The organism is Kribbella koreensis (assembly GCF_039525325.1).
GTDB classification, from domain to species: Bacteria; Actinomycetota; Actinomycetes; order Propionibacteriales; family Kribbellaceae; genus Kribbella; species Kribbella koreensis.
Genome location: NZ_BAAAHK010000006.1, coordinates 267,226 through 283,968, shown reverse-complemented (window position 1 = coordinate 283,968; position 16,743 = coordinate 267,226). Strand labels below are relative to the sequence as shown.

Here is a 16,743-nt window from a genome sequence, read left to right as displayed (position 1 = left end):
CGCCTACTCGGGGAGCAGGACAGCGCCGACGGCAGGTTGCGCGTTCAGTTGGCCCTCCTTGACGAGCGCCGCAGCCGCGTCGCGGCCGTTCTCGCCGGTGCGGGTCATCCGGGCGGCGACCAGGCCGGCGACGATCGGGGTGCTGAACGACGTACCGCTCCAGCGAGCCATCCCGTAGAACCGCTCCACCCGCGGCGGCTGCCCCGGGATCACGTTCGGCGGTTCGTGGTACTCGTAGCTCCCGACCGGGAACGCGTTGACGAGATCCTGCCCAGGCGCATAGACATCCACCCAGCCACCGAAGTTGCTGAACGGCGCCCGTCCCTGCCAGCTGGTCGCGAGCGCCCCGACCGAGACGCTGAACGGCGACGCGGCCGGCCAGAACGGCTTCCGGCTCGCATCGTTGCCTGCTGCAACGATCAGGGCGACGCCCTTGTGGTGGCTCAGCCGCAACTCGTCGAAGACCCGGAAGCTGAGCAGACCGGTCGCGTCGTACGCGTGGGTGCCGGCCGACATGCTGATGATGTCGGGGAAGTCCTCGTTCAGGACGGCGTCGAGCGCCTGGACGAGGTCGGACTCCAGCGCCGAGCCGCCGAAGTTCAGCACCCCCCGGACGTACACCTCGGCCCGCGGCGCGACGCAGCGGATGAGTCCGGCGATGAAGGTGCCGTGACCCGCGTACTTGTTCAGCGTGTCGCCGATCTGGGCGTAGTCGGGATCACCCTCCACGCCCTCCAGCCACTGGCTGCGTCCCGGCGCTGCCGCGTCGAACCCGGTGTCGACCACGACGACCTTGACCCCGTCGCCGGCCCCGCGATCCGGGGTGTAGCCGGGGTACGGCGAGCTGACGGCGGGTACCGGCTCGGGCTCGGTCGCCGGACATCCGGCACCGTTGCCACACAGCGGGACGACATGGTTCAGCGCGACGCTGTCCCGGCCGACCCCGCTGATCTGCGTGGCGGCCCGTCCGTCGACGCTCGGCCGGCCGCCCTTGGTGACGGCTTCCAGTACCTCGATCGTGTCGTAGTCCCGGTCCGACGAGAGCCGAACGAGCCGCAGGCCCGCCAGCACGGGTTCGACGAACTGACGCTCGGCCCGGCCCTCGGCATCGGCTGCCCGCCGCTCGGCCGCCTGGTCGTCCTCGGAGGGGAACAGCCCGAGCTGCACGAGGATCTCGCGCACCTCGTCGAAGTACTGCTGCCGGACGAGCAGCACGCCTTCCTCGTAGAGGAATTCGGTGTCACCGGCACCGGTGCCGATCCCCACCCGCCACCGCGACTTGCCCGGCCCGGCGCCATAACTTTCCTGAATGGCCCGGCGCTGCTCGGCCCACGGCGTCTCGGGAACATCCTTCGGACCGGCGGCCGCCGCCCCTTCGCCCGATGTGTCTTCCTGCATTACCCCTCCAGATTTCGACCCTGCAGTTTCTGTGTCCAGCAACTTAGTGTCCTGAGTCGGACGTTGGCGCACATCTCCAGCGCCCAGGCACGCACCTCCCGGCACTGGCGCAGCATCCACGATGCTCCGCATCGAGGATGCTCCTCCAGCACCGCGATGCACGCACCTGGACGCTGGAGCTGAAGCGCCAACGTCCGACTCAGGACACTAGACTCGTCCCCGTGTCAGTTGCCAATGGCGACCCCCGACCAGGCCGTCAGCAGGCAGCTGACGATCTGCTTCCGCTCGCGGTGGCGCGGCCGGCCGAGGCTTTCGGGGCGGCGGAGACCCTGCTCGCGCAGTCGCCGGATCCACGGACCGCGTCGATCGCTCACCAGGCGAAGGGCATCGTGCTGCGCGACTCGGGGCGGGCGGCCGAGGCCATCGCGGAGCTTCGCCGGGCGGTTCGGCTGGCGGGCAGGTCGGGCGATCCGGAGCGGACGGCCGACGTCGAGGCGACCCTCGGGCTCACCCTGGGGCTGGCCGGCCGCGCGGCGGAAGGACTCACGGCGCTGGACCATGCCGTTGCGCTCAGCAATGGAATTCACAGTGGTCGCGTCCTCATGCGCAGGGGCTATCTGTTGCGGGTGCTCGGCCGGTACGACGAAGCGCTCGCCGACCTTCGCCGGGCAGTCAAGGTACTGCGCACAGGGGGCGACCGGCTGTGGGAGGCGCGCTCGCGCACCCATCGGTTCCTGGTGTACGCCGCGCTCGGGCAGGCGACCCGGGCCGACCGCGACCTGGTGATCGCCGAGCAACTGCTGACCGCCGAGGGCCAGGACCTGGAGTCGGCGATGGCGGTCCACAATCGGGCAGATCTGGCCTATCAGCGGGGCGACTTGCCCGAGGCGCTCGGATTTCTCGACGAAGCGGGGGCTCGCTACGCGGCCCTGCAGACGTCCTGGCCGAGCTTGGCCATCGACCGCTCGGCGGTGCTGCTCGCTGCTGGGCTGGCGGGTGAAGCGCTGGCCAGCGCGGAGGAGGCGCTGGCCAACGAGACTGGGAACGGGACTGCGACGGCTGATCTGCTCTTCGCTGCGGCGCAGGCAGCACAGGCGGCAGGGCAGGCCGCTCTGGCGGGGGAGCGGGCTGCGGCTGCTGCTGAACTGTTCCGGCGGCAGGGGCGGAAGAGTTGGCAGGCTCGGGCGTCGTTCGTCGTGCTGCAGTCGCGGTACGACGCTGGCCAGCGTGGTGCGCGGTTGAGCACTCAGGCCGGGCGGGTGGCTGATCGGCTCGACGAGCTGCACTCTGCAGAGGCGGCGTCGGCGCATCTGTTCGCCGGCCGGCTGGCTGCTGAGGTCGGTCGGCGAGACGACGCGGATCGGCACCTGGCCACTGCTGCTCGATTCCGTCGGCGCGGGCCTGCGTACGGTCATGCGGCGGGTTGGCTCGCGGAGGCGCTGCGGGCGGAGGGTCGGGGCGCCACCGCCGCGACGCTGATCGCTTGCCGGCGCGGGTTGCAGGCGGCTGGGGATCACCAGCGTTCGCTGGCGGCGCCTGAGTTGCGCGCGCATGCGGCGGCGTACGGGACCGAGCTTGCGGCCCTCGCCCAGCGACACGCCGTACGCCGGGGAGACGCGCGCATGCTCCTGCGCTGGAGCGAACTCTGGCGAGCCGGCGCCCTCGCCGTACCACCGGTCCACGGCCCCGACGATCGGGAACTCGCCGAAGAACTCGCCGCCCTCCGCAACATCACCGCCCGCCTCAACGAGTCCGCTCCAGGCCCCGTCACCGACCGACTCCTCACCGACCGCACCCGCCTCGAATCCGCCATCCGGTCCAGGACCCGCCGCCTCGCCGCCCGCCCCACCAGCACCCCGACCACCTCTGGGGATCTGGAGGAACTGCTGGGTGGGCTGGGGGAGCATCGGCTGGTTGAGCTGACCGAGGTAGATGGCGAGCTGTTTGCGATCAGCGTGGTCGGGCGCCGGGTGCGCATGCATCGGGTCGGGCCGGTGGCCGCGGCCGTCCGGGAGATCGAGCTGGCCAGGTTCATGCTGCGCCGGCTGGCTCGAGGCCGGCCACCGGCCAGAGCTCTGGAAGCTCTTGAAACCGCCGGCAAGCGACTGCAGCAGGTTCTTCTCGGTCCAGCCGCGGCCGACCTGCACAGAGGCAACCCGAGCGGACCCGTCGTCGTCGTTCCCACTGCTCGGTTGCAGTCGGCGCCCTGGGCGATGTTGCCGGCGTTGGGTGCGGTGCCGCTGACCGTGGCCCCCTCGGCCGCGCTGTGGCTGAAAGCCGGCCGGACGAAGGCCCCGTCGCGCCGCCGGGTGGCGCTGGTCGTCGGCCCAGGTCTGGACGGCAGCGGCGGCGAACTCGAACTGATCAACAAGGGCTACCCGGACGCGATCACCCTGCTGGACCAGAGCGCGACCGCCGAGGCCGCCCTGGCCGCGCTCGACGGCGCCTGGACCGCGCACATCGCCGCCCACGGCATCTTCCGCACCGACAACCCGCTCTTCTCCAACTTCACCCTGCACGACGGCCCATTGACCATCTACGATCTCGGCCGCCTGCGCCGGGCCCCGCAAAGACTCGTCCTGTCCAGCTGCGAGTCCGGCGTCGCCGCTGCGGTCGGCGCCGACGAACTCCTCGGCGTCGTCTCCGCCCTGGTCCCACTCGGCACGGCCAGCCTGCTCGCCAGCGTCGTACCGGTGAACGACGCCGCCACCGCCGGCCTGATGGTCGACTTCCACGAGCACCTGCGCGGCGGAGCATCCTTCGGTACTGCGTTGCGCGCCGTCCGGGCGAGCATCGCCGACGACCCGGTCATGCTCGCCACCGCGCTGTCCTTCGTCGCCCTCGGGTGCTGACAGCGTCAAACCATCACCCAAGCTGTCGCGACCGAAGCGCCTGTCGCCGACCTGCACCGCACTCTCAAAGGCCCACCGGACAACCCGTCGACCAGGAACCGCCCCAGCTCGTCGGTAGGCAGCGCGACCCGGCGACTGTCGCCGTACTCGAGTGAGCAGTCCACCGGCGCAGTACCGATCACCTGACCGATCAGCGTCAGCTCGTCGCCATCCCGCACGACCTCCAACTCGACCTGGAGCTCGCCGCTGTCGAAGGAAAGCAGCCGATCCACGTCGACGGCTCCACCCCGGACCAGCTCGAACTCGAGCTCCGCCTCGGTCGCCGAGGAGTCGGCAACCAGTTCGGCCAGCTCGCTGTCGAGGTCGCGGGTGAGAATCGCCGCCCGGGCAGCGGCCATCACATGCTCCGGTACGGCGTCCAGCTCGCCGGCGAGCCGACTGAGTTGAGCCATCAGCTCGTCGTCATCGTCGAAGGCGTTCATGGCATGGCCAGCTTCCGTAGGTTGGCGAGGCAGCGCTGGCGGGACGGGCCGATGCTTCCGACCGGCATGTCGAGGGACGCGGCGACATCGGCGTACGCCGGTGGTGGATCTGCCATCAGCACTCGCAGGAGCGCCTGGCACCGCGGCTTGAGCAGGCGGAACGCTCGCCAGAGAGCGGATTCCTGCTCCGTCTTCAGCAGACCGGCGTCGAGTGGAGCGGCGTCGTCGTCCGGCAGGCTGTCCCAGTCGGAATCGGTCGGCGTCGGCACCCGGCGGCGGAGGATCGCGAGGCATTCCCGGCGTACGGTCGTCGCCAGCCAGCTGCCCAGGTGTTCCGGCTCACGCACCGTGTCCAGACGCTCGACCAGTCGCAGCCAGGTCGTCTGGACGGCGTCGGCAGCGTCGTCGCTGCCCAGGCGCATGCCGCGGGCCACCGACCACAAGAGGTTGGTGTACCGCGCCGTCAGCGCGTTCCACGCCGCTTGGTCAGCCGCCTGCGCTCGCTTGACGAGCTCGGCGGTGCTGACATCTCGCAGCAGATCCATTGCAAAGACTCCGGTTCTGTCGGCGGCCCCGCCAGCCACTCACTCATTGTCGCGGTTGCGGCGGACTCCGTCCACGATCGGTCTGTTCTGCCGGAGAGGAGGCGGCCGGCGACCCTGAGATACCGAAGCCGCCGAAAATTATCCGGGAATCGGACGTATCAAGCGGGTATCTCGGTCCTCTTGTACATCAAGCCGGTGATCAGAAACGCGACCGGCACAGTGCCTTGGAGGGGGGAGGCGCGACTCAGCGGTGGTTTCAGGGGGCCACTGCACCCCTGCGGTGGCGTTGGAGGGTGCGCCACCGCGGGGCACGAGTCGTTACGCTCGCGCCCATGCAATCAGTCCAGGCACTGCTGATCATCGACCTCCAGCTGGGCAGCCTCGCCGCTGTACCTGAGTCCGAGCGGTTGCTCGAGCGGGTGGGCGAACTCCTGGCGAAGGCACGGGCGGCCGGCGTACTGATCGTCCACGTCCAGAACGACGGTGCCCCGGGGACCGCGGATGCACCGGGTGGACCGGGGTGGGAACTCCATTTCGGTGTCGAGCCGGGGGAGTCGATCATCCGCAAACTGCGGGATGACTCCTTTGCCGGTACTCCGCTCGCCGAGCTTCTCGCCGCTCACGACGTACAAGCGGTAGCGATCTGCGGACTGATGTCCGAGATGTGCGTCAGTGCCACAGCCCGTACTGCGCTCGCCCGCGGCCTGCGCGTCGTCCTGCCCCACGACGCCCACAGCACCACCGGCATCCCCGCCACGGCGGTCACCCCGGCGATCTCCGCCGAGACCGTCTCGCGGGTGGCCGAGTGGGCGCTCGGCGATGAACTCGAGCTCGTCGAGCACGCCGGCGAGCTGTCCTTCAGCAACTGACCCGCCACTGAGCTGTCCCTCGGCAGGTAACGCGCCACCGAGCTTTCCGATGTAGCAGATAGGCCCTCCGCCAGAAACTTGCCCTGGAGGAGTCATGCCCGCTGAGGATCGGGAAGCACTGCAGCAGTTCGTCAGGCAGCTGGACGAGTTCCTGCGGCTGGCGATCGGGCCGGACGGATTGTTGCCGTCCGAGCAGAGTCAGGAGCTGCTCGCAGCGTACGACGAGTTGGCCGACCGCGACGCCTTCGCCGAACTGCGCGAGGTGGTCGGCGACGCGGCGTACGACGAGCGCCTGTTCGTCTGCGGCCTGACCGGCGCCAACCTCCGGGTGAAGCTCGCGGGCTGGGCTCGGTCGCTGGCCAGACTCTTCAACGCCGTCGGCCCGGGCCCACGCCGGTACCTCAGCGCCTTCAAGTGGGCCAACACGATCCTCGGCAGCATCCTCGCCGCCACCGGCGTAGGCGAAGCCGTCAAAGAGCTCAAAGAAGCCGCCGAGAACACCTACGAAGACCTCACCGACTGATCCGCCCGCCACAACCGGCGACCTTGAACACCCACCGGCGACCCTGAACAAGAAATAGCGTGTTCAAGGTCACCGCTACCTGTTCGAGGTCGTCAGTCGGTGGCGGAGGCGGTGCCTATTTGGCGTAGAGCGCCTCGACGTCGGCTTCGTGCTTCTTCATCACGATGTGGCGGCGTAGCGACAGCTTCAGCGAGAGCTCGCCGTTCTCCTGGGTCCAGTCCTCGGTCAGGATGCTGAACTTCTTGATGCCCTCGGCCTTGGAGACGGCCGTGTTGGCGTCGTCGATGGCGGTCTGGATCTCGGCGATCAGGTCCTCGTCGTCCACCAGGACCGACATGTCGTTCGGCTTGCCGTGCTTCTCGGCCCAGGCCGGGATGGTCTCCGGATCGATCGTGACGAGCGCGGCGATGAACGGCTTGCCGTCGCCGACGACCATGCACTGGCTGACCAGCGGGTGCAGCCGGATCCGGTCCTCCAGTACTGCGGGGGCCACGTTCTTGCCGCCCGCGGTCACCAGGATCTCCTTCTTCCGCCCGGTGATCTTGATGAACCCGTCCGCGTCGAACTCACCCAGGTCGCCGGTGTGGAACCACCCGTCCGAGTCGATCGCCGCAGCCGTCGCCTCGTCGTTCTTCCAGTAGCCGAGCATGACCTGCCCGCCCTTGAAGAGCAGCTCACCGTCGTCGGCCACACCGACCGTCACACCGGGCAGCGGCTTGCCGACCGTCCCGATCCGGATGTCGTCCGGCAGGTTCACGGCCAGCGCGGCAGTCGTCTCGGTCAGCCCGTAACCCTCCAGCACCGGTACGCCGATGCCGCGGAAGAAATGTCCGAGCCGATTACCCAACGGCGCCCCACCGGACACGGCGTACTCGACCTGGCCGCCGAGCACCGCGCGCAGCTTGCCGTAGACGAGCTTGTCGTACAGCGTGTGCTTGGCCTTCAGCCCGAAGCCCGCGCCACCCTTGTCCTGCGCCTCCGAGTACGCGATCGCCGTCTCGGCGGCGGCGTCGAAGATCTTGCCCCGGCCGGCCGAGTGCGCGGTCTGCGACGCAGTGTTGAACACCTTCTCGAACACCCGCGGCACGCTCAGGATGAAGGTCGGCTTGAACGAGCCGAGGTCCGGCACCAGGTTCTTCACGTCGGCGGTGTGCCCGACCTTCACCCGCATCAGCACACAGCCGACCTGGATGATCCGGGCGAACACGTGCGCCAGCGGCAGGAACAGCAGCGTCGATGCGCCGTCCAGCTTGAACAGGTCGGGCAGCACCTTGGTGGCCGTGCCGAGCTCGTCCATGAAGTTGGAGTGGCTGATCTTGCAGCCCTTCGGCCGCCCGGTCGTGCCTGATGTGTAGATCAACGTCGCGAGATCACCAGGGACGACCGCCGTACGCCGCTTGTCCAGCTCGGCGTCGCTGATCTGCTGGCCGAGGGCGGTGAGCTGGTCGACGGCGCCCGACTCGATCTGCCAGACCTCCTGCAGGGCGGGCGCCTCGGCCCGGGCGGACTCGACGACGACCCCGTGCGCGGCGTTCTCGACGACCGCCACGACCGCTTCGGAGTCGGTCAGGATCCACTGGATCTGCGAGGCCGACGAGGTCTCGTAGATCGGCACGGTCGCCGCGCCGATGCTCCAGATCGCGTAGTCGATCAGGGTCCACTCGTACCGCGTGGCGCTGAGCAGCGCGACCCGGTCGCCGTGCTTGACGCCGGCCGCGATCAGGCCCTTCGCCACCGCACCCACCTGCTGCGCGAACTCGGCGGCGGTGATGTCCAGCCAGCCGCCACCCTCGACCCGTCGACTGAACACCGCGGTGTCAGGATGGGACGACGCGTTCGCCCAGACGGGATCGCTCAAGCTGCCGGTGGTCGGCGGCTCGATGACGGCAGGGGTGGTGAACTCACGCATTCGCGTCTCCTCAGACGGTTACGAATGGACAACTCAGACGCACGCTACCGTCAACCTACCCACAAGTAGTCAGATCTGTGACTCACTGGACACCAGGATCAAGGCATGCCGGCGCTAGACATCAGTTGCGACGATCTCCTCGTCGCCGAACCAGCCTACGTTGCCCAGCGGCTCGGCGCGGACACCCTGTGGAAACAGTGGTGGCCGGGCCTGATCCTGACCCCGACCGAGCGGCGCGGCCCCGACGGCGTGCGCTGGGCGGTGACCGGCGAGGGCATCGGTACGGCGGAGTGGTGGCTGGAGCCGGTGCGAGACGGAGTGGTCGTGCACTGGTACCTGCGGATCGACCCGGTCAAGGCGGTCGGCGGTCGCCGGCTGGGCAAACTGCGGGAACGGTACGTGGCGCAGTACCGGGCGAACATCTGGCGGCTGAAGGACGAACTCGAGCAAGGCCGCGCCGCGGGTGAGGGAAGGGTGCAGTCCGATCCCGCGATAGTCTCGTCGCTGGACCCCGGGGCCGCGCGAGCGACCTCCGATCAGTCCTGGCAGAACCCGTCCCGGCAGCGAAGAGGTGAATCGATGGCAGAGCAGACCACCTCGACCATCGTCGTGAACGCGACCCCGAAGGCGATCATGGCGGTGATCGCGGATTTCGAGGCGTACCCGGAGTGGGCCGACTCGATGCGGGAGACGCAGGTGCTGTCCACGGACGAGGCCGGCCGGCCCAAACAGGTCCGGTTCAAGGTGGATGCCGGGGCGATCTCGGACGAGTACACGCTGGACTACGTCTGGTCCCGCAACGAGGTCACCTGGACGCTCGTCCAGGCCAAGATGGTGAAGGGCATGGACGGCTCGTACGTCCTGCGCGACCTGGGCGACCAGGGCACCGAGGTGACGTACCGGCTCGCCGTCGACGTGGCGATCCCGATGATCGGCCTGCTCAAGCGCAAGGCCGAGAAAGTCATCATCGACACCGCCCTGAAGGGCCTCAAGAAGCGCGTCGAGTCCTGATCCAGTGACTCGCATTCTGCTGTACACGGGTAAAGGCGGCGTGGGGAAGACCACCTCGGCGGCCGGTACCGCGACGCTCGCCGCGTTGCGGGGGCTGCGCACGCTGGTGCTGTCGACCGATGCCGCGCACTCGCTGTCGGATGCGTTCGACAGTGAGGTCGGGGGAGAACCGACCGAGATCGACAACCTGCTGTTCGTCCAGCAGATCGACGCGCAGCGCCGGTTCGAGCGGTCCTGGGGTGACATCCAGGCGTACCTGCGCTCGGTGCTGAACGTGATCGGGGTCGACCCGATCGAGGCCGAGGAGCTGACCGTGCTGCCGGGCGCCGAGGAGGTGCTCGCGCTGCTCGAGGTGCGCGACCACGTCCGGTCCGGCCGCTGGGACGTGATCGTCGTCGACTGCGCACCGACCGCCGAGACGCTGCGGCTGCTCGCACTGCCGGACGCCCTGACCTGGTACCTGGGCCGCATCTTCAATGCCGAGCGCAAGGTCGTCCGCGCCTTCCGGCCCTGGCTCAGCAAGGCTTCCGGGCTGCCGATGCCCGACGACACCGTCTTCGACGCGCTGCGCCGGCTGCAGGGCGACCTGGCCGACATCCGCACGCTGCTGACCGGCCCCGATGCTTCAGTACGGCTGGTACTGACCCCTGAAGCCGTCGTCGTCGCCGAAGCCCGACGTTCGCTCACGACCCTGTCGCTGTTCGGCTACCGCGTCGACGGCGTCATCGCGAACCGGGTCTTCCCGGCGGCCGGCGCCGACAACTGGCGACGCCAGTGGGTCGCTGCGCAGCGCGGGATCCTCGACGACGTCGCCGACTCGTTCCGGCCGCTGCCGATCTGGGAGTCGCCGTACCGTGCGTGCGAGCCGGTCGGGGTCGAGGAGCTCGCGGCGTTCGCGGTCGAGATGTACGGCAAGGACGACCCGTTCACCCGGGCGACCGACGAGACGTCGCTGTGGGTGGATCGGCACATCGACACCGACGGGCGGACGTACACGCTGACCATGCCGCTGCCGCTCGCGTCGGCCAGCGACCTTGAGCTGGCCCGGCACGGGGACGAGCTGATCATCACTGTTGGCTCGTACCGGCGGGTGCTGCCCTTGCCGGCGGCGCTGGCCCGTGGAGTTGTCGCGGGCGCGCGGCTGGACGATGGGCGGCTGCAGGTGCGATTCGCGCCGCGTGAGCCGTTGCCGCGGGCTGTCGATCTGCCGCCTGCGAACGGGTCCGCGAACGGGGCGCTGGACTCGGTCGAGGCGCTGGCGCAGGAGATCCGTGAGCAGATGAGTCAGCAGTTCGACAACGAGCCGACGGCGATCTCGGAGGGCACCAGATGAGCAAGGAGCCCGTCGGCTCGGTCGCCGAAGAGGCAGCCAAGCTGTTCGCGGTACTGCAGCAGGCCGCCAAGCACGACCACCAGGAACCACCGAAAGCTGAAAAAGAAGAACCAGCACCCGAAGAAGAGCATCAGCACAGTACGTCGCGTAGCGGGCCCGAGTGTCAGTGGTGTCCGCTGTGCCAGTTGATCGCGAAGGTTCGGACGACCAGCCCGGAGACGATCGAGCAGCTGTCGACGGCCGCGGCCGGGGTGCTCGGATCGGTACGGTCGCTGCTGGAAGCTGCCGCGGAGGCCGCGCGGCAGGCCCGGGAGGACGCAGAGTCGCGGACCGCCAAGGCGCAGGAACCCGAACGGCCCGCCCGGTCCCGCGTGGACCGGATCGACGTGAGTGAGGACCCCGAACCATGGGATTGAGCATCGGCATCGATGTCGGCGGGACGAAGATCGCCGCCGGCATCGTGGACGCGGACGGCGCCATCGGCGCGCGCACGCATCGCGACACCCCGGCCGACTCGGTCGACGCGACCGCGGCGGCGATCATCGACGCGGCCGCCGAGCTGATCAAGGACCACCAGGTCGAGGCGGTCGGAATCGGCGCTGCCGGGTTCGTCTCCTCGGACCGCTCGACCGTGCTCTTCGCGCCGAACCTGGCCTGGCGGGACGAACCGCTCGGCGCACGGGTCGCTGACGCGCTGAAGGTTCCCGTGGTGGTCGAGAACGACGCCAACGCGGCCGCCTGGGGCGAGTTCGCCTTCGGTGCGGCGAAGGATGTCGAGCACATGGTCTGCGTGACGGTCGGCACCGGGATCGGTGGCGGCGTGGTGATCGACGGCGAGTTGCTGCGCGGTGCTCATGGGGTCGCGGCGGAGCTTGGGCACATGCGCGTCGTACCGGGCGGGCATCGGTGTGGGTGTGGGGCTCGTGGGTGCTGGGAGCAGTACGCGTCGGGGCGGGCTCTGGTGCGTGAGGGACGTGCGCAGGCGGAGTCTGGGTCGCTGGCGGCGGCGCAGATGTTGAGCGTCTGTGGGATCACCGACCCGGCCGCGCTGACCGGTCCGATGATCACCGAGGCGGCGGCTACCGGTGATCCGTGCGCTGTCGAACTGCTTGACGACCTCGGGCGCTGGCTGGGTGAAGGGCTGGCGAGCATCGCGACGCTGTTCGACCCGAGCACGATCGTGATCGGTGGTGGCGTGAGCGCGGCCAAGGAGCTGCTGCTGAAGTCGGCCCAGGTCGCCTTCGAGAAGAACCTGCCGGCCAAGGCGAACCGCCCGCACCCGGCCTTCGGCCTCGCCGAACTGGGCAACGACGCCGGCCTGATCGGCGCCGCCGACCTGGCCCGCAAGCCGGCCCCGGCCCCGGAGAAACACCGTTGAGCTCATCAGCGGTAGGTAGGCTTGCTATGGAATCCGGGGGATCCACCAGGAGGGTCGTGACATGGCTCTGACGCAGGCGCTGACGATCGGGATCGACATCGGTGGCACCAAGGTGGCCGCCGGAGTGGTCGATCCGGAGGGCAACATCCTGGACCGGTTGCGCCGGGACACGCCGACCAAGGACCCGCGCGAGACCGAGGACGCGATCGCCGAGATCGTGCACGACCTCGAGTCGCGGCACGACGTGATCGCGGTCGGGATCGGTGCGGCCGGCTTCGTCGACGGCACGCGTTCGTCCGTACTGTTCGCCCCGCACCTGGCGTGGCGGCACGAGCCGCTGCGCGACGCCGTCGAGCGCCGGCTCGGGCTGCCGGTGGTGGTCGAGAACGACGCCAACGCGGCCGCCTGGTCGGAGTGGCGGTTCGGCGGCGGGCAGGGTGAGAGCCATCTGGTCTGCGTCACGCTCGGTACCGGTATCGGCGGCGCGATCCTCAACGACGGTGCTCTGCAGCGCGGCAAGTTCGGTATCGCCGGCGAGTTCGGGCACATGCAGGTCGTACCGGGCGGGCACCGCTGCGAGTGCGGCAACCGTGGGTGCTGGGAGCAGTACGCGTCGGGCAACGCGTTGACGCGTGAGGCTCGTGAGCTGGCGCTGTCCGGTTCGCCGGTTGCTCACAACCTGTTGCGGGCGGCCGATGGCGACCCGCGCAAGATCAACGGTCCGATGGTCACCGCGCTCGCGAAGGACGGCGATCCGGTCGCGGTCGAGTTGCTGGAAGATGTCGGCCGCTGGCTCGGAATCGGCCTGGCCAATCTGGCGGCTGCGCTCGACCCCGGCACGTTCGTGATCGGTGGTGGCGTGTCGGATGCGGGGGAGTTGCTGCTCGCGCCGGCGCGGGAGGCTTTCAAGCGGACGCTGACCGGGCGCGGGTTCCGGCCCGAGGCGCGGATCGTACGGGCGGTACTGGGTCCTGAAGCCGGCATGGTCGGTGCGGCCGACCTGGCGCGCGAAGAGGCGACCTGGCTGCGTCGGGTGCGGGTCAAGACGACCGCGGTGACGGCCAAGACGGCCGCCGCGCGTGGGGCCCGGTCGACCCGGCTCGAGCGGGCGGCGCGCAAGTCGGTTGGCCGGCGTACGGGCATGCGAACGGCCGAACCGATCAAAGAACCGGCGCCCGCCGAGCTGAACGGCGACACCGAGGCATGACGAACGGCCCCGACCCGGTTGCCGCGAGCGACGAGGGCGCGGCCAGCTCCGAGCCGGTTGCCGCGAGCAACGGGGGTGCGGCCGGGCCTTCGATGCGGGTGCTCTCGTACAACGTGCACCGCTGGGGCGACGACCGGGAGGCGCTGGCGCGCGTGGTCAAGGCCTGCGCGCCGAACGTCATGCTGGTCCAGGAAGCGCCGACCTGGTGGGGCACCCGCCGCAAACGCGAGGCGATGGCGGCAAGCTTCGGCCTCCGGTACGTCGCGGCCTCGGCACGCAACGCGATCTTGGTTGCCGATGGCATCGACCTCGCGGATCCCTTGCACTGGAGGGTTTGGCGCCCGTTCGTGCGCCGCCGCTTCCGCTTCATCGCGACCCAGCTCCCCGGCGGCTCGGTCGGCGGCCGAACCACGCTGGGTGGCGTCGACCTGGCCCTGATCGTCTGCCATCTCGGCCTCCACATCCGCGGCCGCCAGCACGAACTGGAGCAGGTACTCCGGGGCTGTAAGTCCTTCAACCTCCCCTACCTCCTGGTAGGCGACCTCAACGAAGAACCAGGCGGCCCGGTCTGGGACCGCCTAGCCGCCGAAGGCCTGACCGACCTGGGCCTCAACGCCGGCAACACCTTCCACTCCGACAACCCAGTCAAACGCATCGACGGCGCCTTGCTGTCCCCAGGCCTAGCCGGGCGGGTCATCCCGCTCGACTCCGTCGAAGGCGTCACCCGCGCCGACCTGGCCGCGGGCTCCGACCACCTCCCGATGCTGGTCGAGCTCACCCTGCCCTGAGTTCGGCTACTACTTCTTGCGGTTGAGGAAGGCGAGCATCGCCTCCTGTGCGGCGGGGGAGCCGAACAGTGATGCGGACAACTCAGCGAGGTCGGTGCCGCGGGCGTCGATGTCGGCGAGGAGTTCTCGGTTGAGGAGTTTCTTGGACTCGCGGAGGCCTTGGGGGGCGCCCTTGAGGAGGGACTTGAGGGTTTCGGCGAGGGTGTAGTCGACCTCCGCGTCGGGGACCGACTGGGTGACCAGTCCGAGGCTCGCTGCCTCGACGCCGTCGAAGCTGTTGCCGGTGAGGAAGGCGAGGGAGGCGGCGCGGTCGGTCAGTCGGGGGATCACGGTCAGCGAGATCGTCGCGGCGGCCAGGCCGAGGCGGACCTCGGTGAGGGCGAAGGTCGCGCTGTGGCCGGCGATACTGATGTCGGAGGCGGCGACGATACCGATCCCGCCGGCCCGTACCGGTCCGGCGACCCGGGTGACGACCGGCTTGGAGTTCGCCACGATCGCGCGCTGGACGTCGACCATCCGCTGCGCGCCGACCTTCATCCCGACCGATGTCGCCTCGGACAGATCCGCCCCGGAGCAGAACACGTCCAGCGCCGACCGGATCACGATCGCCCGGACGGCGTCGTCCCGGTCAGCCGTCTCCAGGTGAGCCAGCAGCTCGCTGGTCAGCTGCTGGGAGAGCGCGTTCTTGTTGTCCGGCGAGTCGAGCGTGATCGTCGCGATGCCGTCGACAACCGCCAGGTGCACGAGTTCCGTCATGGAACCCATCCTGCCTGCTCAGCCGAGATACAGGCAGAACGGGTGACCATCTGGGTCGAGCATCACACGAACCCGCTCCTGCGGCTGGAACTCCGGCAACTCCGCCCCGCACCCGACAGCATGCGCGACCGCCTCGTCGAGCGAGTCCACCTCGAGATCAAGGTGGAGCTGCATCTGTGGCTTCCCCCGCTCAGCCGGCCAGACCGGACGCTCGTACAGATCCTCACGCTGGAAGGCAAGGTTGTACCCCGCCTCCTCCGACGGCGCCAGACTGACGAAGTCGGAGTCGTCGTCCGACGGATACAACGTCCACCCGAGCAACCGCTGATAGAACTCCGCCAACGCCTTCGGATCAGGCGAGTTGAGCACCACACCAAACCAATGAGCTTTCGTCCTGAGTGCCATGGATCCACCATGGCACTCGGCACCGACAAAGTCAGTTGGCGTCGGCGTAGGCCGGGGAGAGTTCCCGGGCCAGGTGTTCGATGAAGAGGCCTACGTCGGTGACGATGCCTCGGGCCTGGGCGGAGCCCCGGTCGGCGAGCTTGGTGACGGTGGCTGGGTTGATGTCCACACAGGTGAGCGGGACCGACGCGGGCAGGATGTTGCCGGTGGCAACCGAGTGGAGCATGGTCGCGGCCATCAGGCAGTAGCCGACGCCTTCGAGTTCGGCGCGCATCGCTCGCTGGCCGGCCAGTACGTCGGTGTAGACGTCCGGCAGCGGGCCGTCGTCGCGGACCGAGCCGACCAGGACGAACTTGTTGCCCTTCTTGACCAGGGCGTGCATCACGCCAGAGGTCAGTACGCCGGACTCGACGGCCGCGGCGATCGAGCCGGCCTTGCGGATCGTGTTGATCGCCCGGATGTGGTGCTCGTGCCCGTGCTCGACCCCGCGGCCGCGGGCCAGGTCGACGCCGAGCGACGTACCGTACAAGGACGACTCGATGTCGTGGGTGGCCAGCGCGTTGCCGGCGAACATGACGTCGACGAAACCCGCCTCGACGATCGCGACCATGGCCGGCGCGGCGCCGGTGTGGACGATGCCCGGGCCGCCGACCCAGAGCACCTTCAGCCCGGCTGCCTTCGCCTCGCGCATGCCCTCGGCGACCTGCTTGACCAGGACGCCCTGCGGCTTCTCGCTGGACACGTCCGACTCCATGAAGCCGAACGACTCCTCGTCGTGGGTGACGATCGGCGGAGTGACCTTGACGCCCTGGGCGCTGGAGATGATCCGCATCCCGGCCTTCACCTCGGACATCGGGATGGTCCGGACGTCCTCGCCCTCGACCAGCAGGCCGCAGTCCATCTCGGGGTTGCGGACCGGTACCCAGTGGCCGTTGAGGCGGACGCTGGTGGGCAGGTTCGTGGTCGAGTAGAAGCCGTCCGGGAAGACGCCGTCCTGGAGTACTTCGGAGATCTCCGGCGTACCGGGGTTGACCAGGTTCGCGCCCTTGGTCTGGATCCGCATCAGCAGGCGCTGGAGCGCTTCCTCGTCCTCGGCGCCGACGGTCATCCGGACGGTGGACGGGTCGTCCTTGTCGTAGCCGAGGTCGAACTTGTCCAGCGTGTACTCGCCGCCGTACCCGCGGATGTCGTCGAGGACCCGGGACAGCAACCCGGTATCCATCAGGTGGCCGGTGATCTCGACCGTCTCGGTGACCTGCACGGGTGCCTCCTTCGGCTCCATCTCGT

At 69.3% G+C, this 16,743-nt stretch carries 16 protein-coding genes; 9 read left to right on the top strand and 7 right to left on the bottom strand.

Features of this window, described 5'->3' with window-relative positions:
* Positions 1-3: 3 nt before the first annotated feature.
* Positions 4-1,398 carry a S8/S53 family peptidase gene (locus ABD116_RS13705; RefSeq protein WP_343968732.1) on the bottom strand — a complete coding sequence of 465 codons (1,395 nt, stop codon included), beginning with the start codon at positions 1,396-1,398 and terminating at the stop codon, positions 4-6.
* Between the two features lie 221 nt (positions 1,399-1,619).
* Here ABD116_RS13705 and ABD116_RS13700 point away from each other — a divergent pair, with 221 nt between their 5' ends.
* Positions 1,620-4,250 carry a CHAT domain-containing protein gene (locus ABD116_RS13700; RefSeq protein ID WP_343968730.1) on the top strand — a complete coding sequence of 877 codons (2,631 nt, stop codon included), beginning with the start codon at positions 1,620-1,622 and terminating at the stop codon, positions 4,248-4,250.
* Positions 4,251-4,255: 5 nt separating this feature from the next.
* Here ABD116_RS13700 and ABD116_RS13695 read toward each other — a convergent pair whose 3' ends face one another.
* On the bottom strand, positions 4,256-4,732 hold the full coding sequence (locus ABD116_RS13695) for a hypothetical protein (RefSeq protein WP_343968728.1): 477 nt from the start codon (positions 4,730-4,732) through the stop codon (positions 4,256-4,258).
* A complete protein-coding gene (locus ABD116_RS13690) occupies positions 4,729-5,277 on the bottom strand; it encodes an RNA polymerase sigma factor (protein ID WP_343968726.1) in 549 nt (182 codons plus the stop codon). Before ABD116_RS13690 ends, ABD116_RS13695 begins: the two co-directional genes overlap by 4 nt.
* Positions 5,278-5,609: 332 nt before the next feature.
* Here ABD116_RS13690 and ABD116_RS13685 point away from each other — a divergent pair, with 332 nt between their 5' ends.
* The gene (locus ABD116_RS13685) at positions 5,610-6,146 is read left to right on the top strand and encodes an isochorismatase family protein (protein ID WP_343968724.1); all 537 of its coding nucleotides are present in this window, start codon (positions 5,610-5,612) and stop codon (positions 6,144-6,146) included.
* A gap of 94 nt (positions 6,147-6,240) precedes the next feature.
* A complete protein-coding gene (locus ABD116_RS13680) occupies positions 6,241-6,669 on the top strand; it encodes a hypothetical protein (protein ID WP_343968722.1) in 429 nt (142 codons plus the stop codon).
* Between the two features lie 115 nt (positions 6,670-6,784).
* On the opposite strand, the gene ABD116_RS13675 is transcribed toward ABD116_RS13680, so the two are convergent.
* A complete protein-coding gene (locus ABD116_RS13675) occupies positions 6,785-8,578 on the bottom strand; it encodes an AMP-dependent synthetase/ligase (RefSeq protein ID WP_343968720.1) in 1,794 nt (597 codons plus the stop codon).
* A gap of 105 nt (positions 8,579-8,683) precedes the next feature.
* On the opposite strand from ABD116_RS13675, the gene ABD116_RS13670 reads away from it, so the two are divergent.
* From ABD116_RS13670 to ABD116_RS13645, 6 genes are all read left to right on the top strand, one after another.
* Complete coding sequence (locus ABD116_RS13670) at positions 8,684-9,589, top strand: SRPBCC family protein (protein ID WP_343968718.1); 906 nt, start codon at positions 8,684-8,686, stop codon at positions 9,587-9,589.
* Between the two features lie 4 nt (positions 9,590-9,593).
* A complete protein-coding gene (locus ABD116_RS13665) occupies positions 9,594-10,922 on the top strand; it encodes an ArsA family ATPase (RefSeq protein WP_343968716.1) in 1,329 nt (442 codons plus the stop codon).
* On the top strand, positions 10,919-11,338 hold the full coding sequence (locus ABD116_RS13660) for a hypothetical protein (RefSeq protein ID WP_343968714.1): 420 nt from the start codon (positions 10,919-10,921) through the stop codon (positions 11,336-11,338). Before ABD116_RS13665 ends, ABD116_RS13660 begins: the two co-directional genes overlap by 4 nt.
* Positions 11,329-12,300, top strand: coding sequence for an ROK family glucokinase (locus tag ABD116_RS13655; protein WP_343968712.1), 972 nt, complete (start codon positions 11,329-11,331; stop codon positions 12,298-12,300). The genes ABD116_RS13660 and ABD116_RS13655 overlap by 10 nt, the downstream gene beginning before the upstream one ends.
* 61 nt (positions 12,301-12,361) lie before the next feature.
* A complete protein-coding gene (locus tag ABD116_RS13650) occupies positions 12,362-13,507 on the top strand; it encodes an ROK family glucokinase (protein WP_343968710.1) in 1,146 nt (381 codons plus the stop codon).
* Complete coding sequence (locus tag ABD116_RS13645) at positions 13,504-14,295, top strand: endonuclease/exonuclease/phosphatase family protein (RefSeq protein ID WP_343968708.1); 792 nt, start codon at positions 13,504-13,506, stop codon at positions 14,293-14,295. The genes ABD116_RS13650 and ABD116_RS13645 overlap by 4 nt, the downstream gene beginning before the upstream one ends.
* Before the next feature lie 9 nt (positions 14,296-14,304).
* On the opposite strand, the gene ABD116_RS13640 is transcribed toward ABD116_RS13645, so the two are convergent.
* The 3 genes from ABD116_RS13640 to ABD116_RS13630 are packed head-to-tail and all read right to left on the bottom strand — an operon-like array spanning position 14,305 to position 16,738.
* A complete protein-coding gene (locus ABD116_RS13640; RefSeq protein ID WP_343968706.1) occupies positions 14,305-15,051 on the bottom strand; it encodes an enoyl-CoA hydratase-related protein in 747 nt (248 codons plus the stop codon).
* 18 nt (positions 15,052-15,069) lie between these two features.
* Positions 15,070-15,456 carry a VOC family protein gene (locus tag ABD116_RS13635; RefSeq protein WP_343968704.1) on the bottom strand — a complete coding sequence of 129 codons (387 nt, stop codon included), beginning with the start codon at positions 15,454-15,456 and terminating at the stop codon, positions 15,070-15,072.
* Between the two features lie 31 nt (positions 15,457-15,487).
* On the bottom strand, positions 15,488-16,738 hold the full coding sequence (locus tag ABD116_RS13630; protein WP_343968702.1) for an ornithine cyclodeaminase, nickel-pincer nucleotide-dependent: 1,251 nt from the start codon (positions 16,736-16,738) through the stop codon (positions 15,488-15,490).
* Between the last annotated feature and the right edge of the window lie 5 nt (positions 16,739-16,743).

What these genes read in the sequence shown, in the direction of transcription:
- ABD116_RS13705 (WP_343968732.1), bottom strand. Translation starts at nt 1,398, where the DNA reads ATGCAGGAAGACACATCGGGCGAAGGGGCGGCGGCCGCCGGTCCGAAG.
- ABD116_RS13695 (WP_343968728.1), bottom strand. Translation starts at nt 4,732, where the DNA reads ATGAACGCCTTCGACGATGACGACGAGCTGATGGCTCAACTCAGTCGG.
- ABD116_RS13690 (WP_343968726.1), bottom strand. Translation starts at nt 5,277, where the DNA reads ATGGATCTGCTGCGAGATGTCAGCACCGCCGAGCTCGTCAAGCGAGCG.
- ABD116_RS13685 (WP_343968724.1), top strand. Translation starts at nt 5,610, where the DNA reads ATGCAATCAGTCCAGGCACTGCTGATCATCGACCTCCAGCTGGGCAGC.
- ABD116_RS13680 (WP_343968722.1), top strand. Translation starts at nt 6,241, where the DNA reads ATGCCCGCTGAGGATCGGGAAGCACTGCAGCAGTTCGTCAGGCAGCTG.
- ABD116_RS13675 (WP_343968720.1), bottom strand. Translation starts at nt 8,578, where the DNA reads ATGCGTGAGTTCACCACCCCTGCCGTCATCGAGCCGCCGACCACCGGC.
- ABD116_RS13670 (WP_343968718.1), top strand. Translation starts at nt 8,684, where the DNA reads ATGCCGGCGCTAGACATCAGTTGCGACGATCTCCTCGTCGCCGAACCA.
- ABD116_RS13660 (WP_343968714.1), top strand. Translation starts at nt 10,919, where the DNA reads ATGAGCAAGGAGCCCGTCGGCTCGGTCGCCGAAGAGGCAGCCAAGCTG.
- ABD116_RS13655 (WP_343968712.1), top strand. Translation starts at nt 11,329, where the DNA reads ATGGGATTGAGCATCGGCATCGATGTCGGCGGGACGAAGATCGCCGCC.
- ABD116_RS13650 (WP_343968710.1), top strand. Translation starts at nt 12,362, where the DNA reads ATGGCTCTGACGCAGGCGCTGACGATCGGGATCGACATCGGTGGCACC.
- ABD116_RS13645 (WP_343968708.1), top strand. Translation starts at nt 13,504, where the DNA reads ATGACGAACGGCCCCGACCCGGTTGCCGCGAGCGACGAGGGCGCGGCC.
- ABD116_RS13640 (WP_343968706.1), bottom strand. Translation starts at nt 15,051, where the DNA reads ATGACGGAACTCGTGCACCTGGCGGTTGTCGACGGCATCGCGACGATC.
- ABD116_RS13635 (WP_343968704.1), bottom strand. Translation starts at nt 15,456, where the DNA reads ATGGCACTCAGGACGAAAGCTCATTGGTTTGGTGTGGTGCTCAACTCG.
- ABD116_RS13630 (WP_343968702.1), bottom strand. Translation starts at nt 16,738, where the DNA reads ATGGAGCCGAAGGAGGCACCCGTGCAGGTCACCGAGACGGTCGAGATC.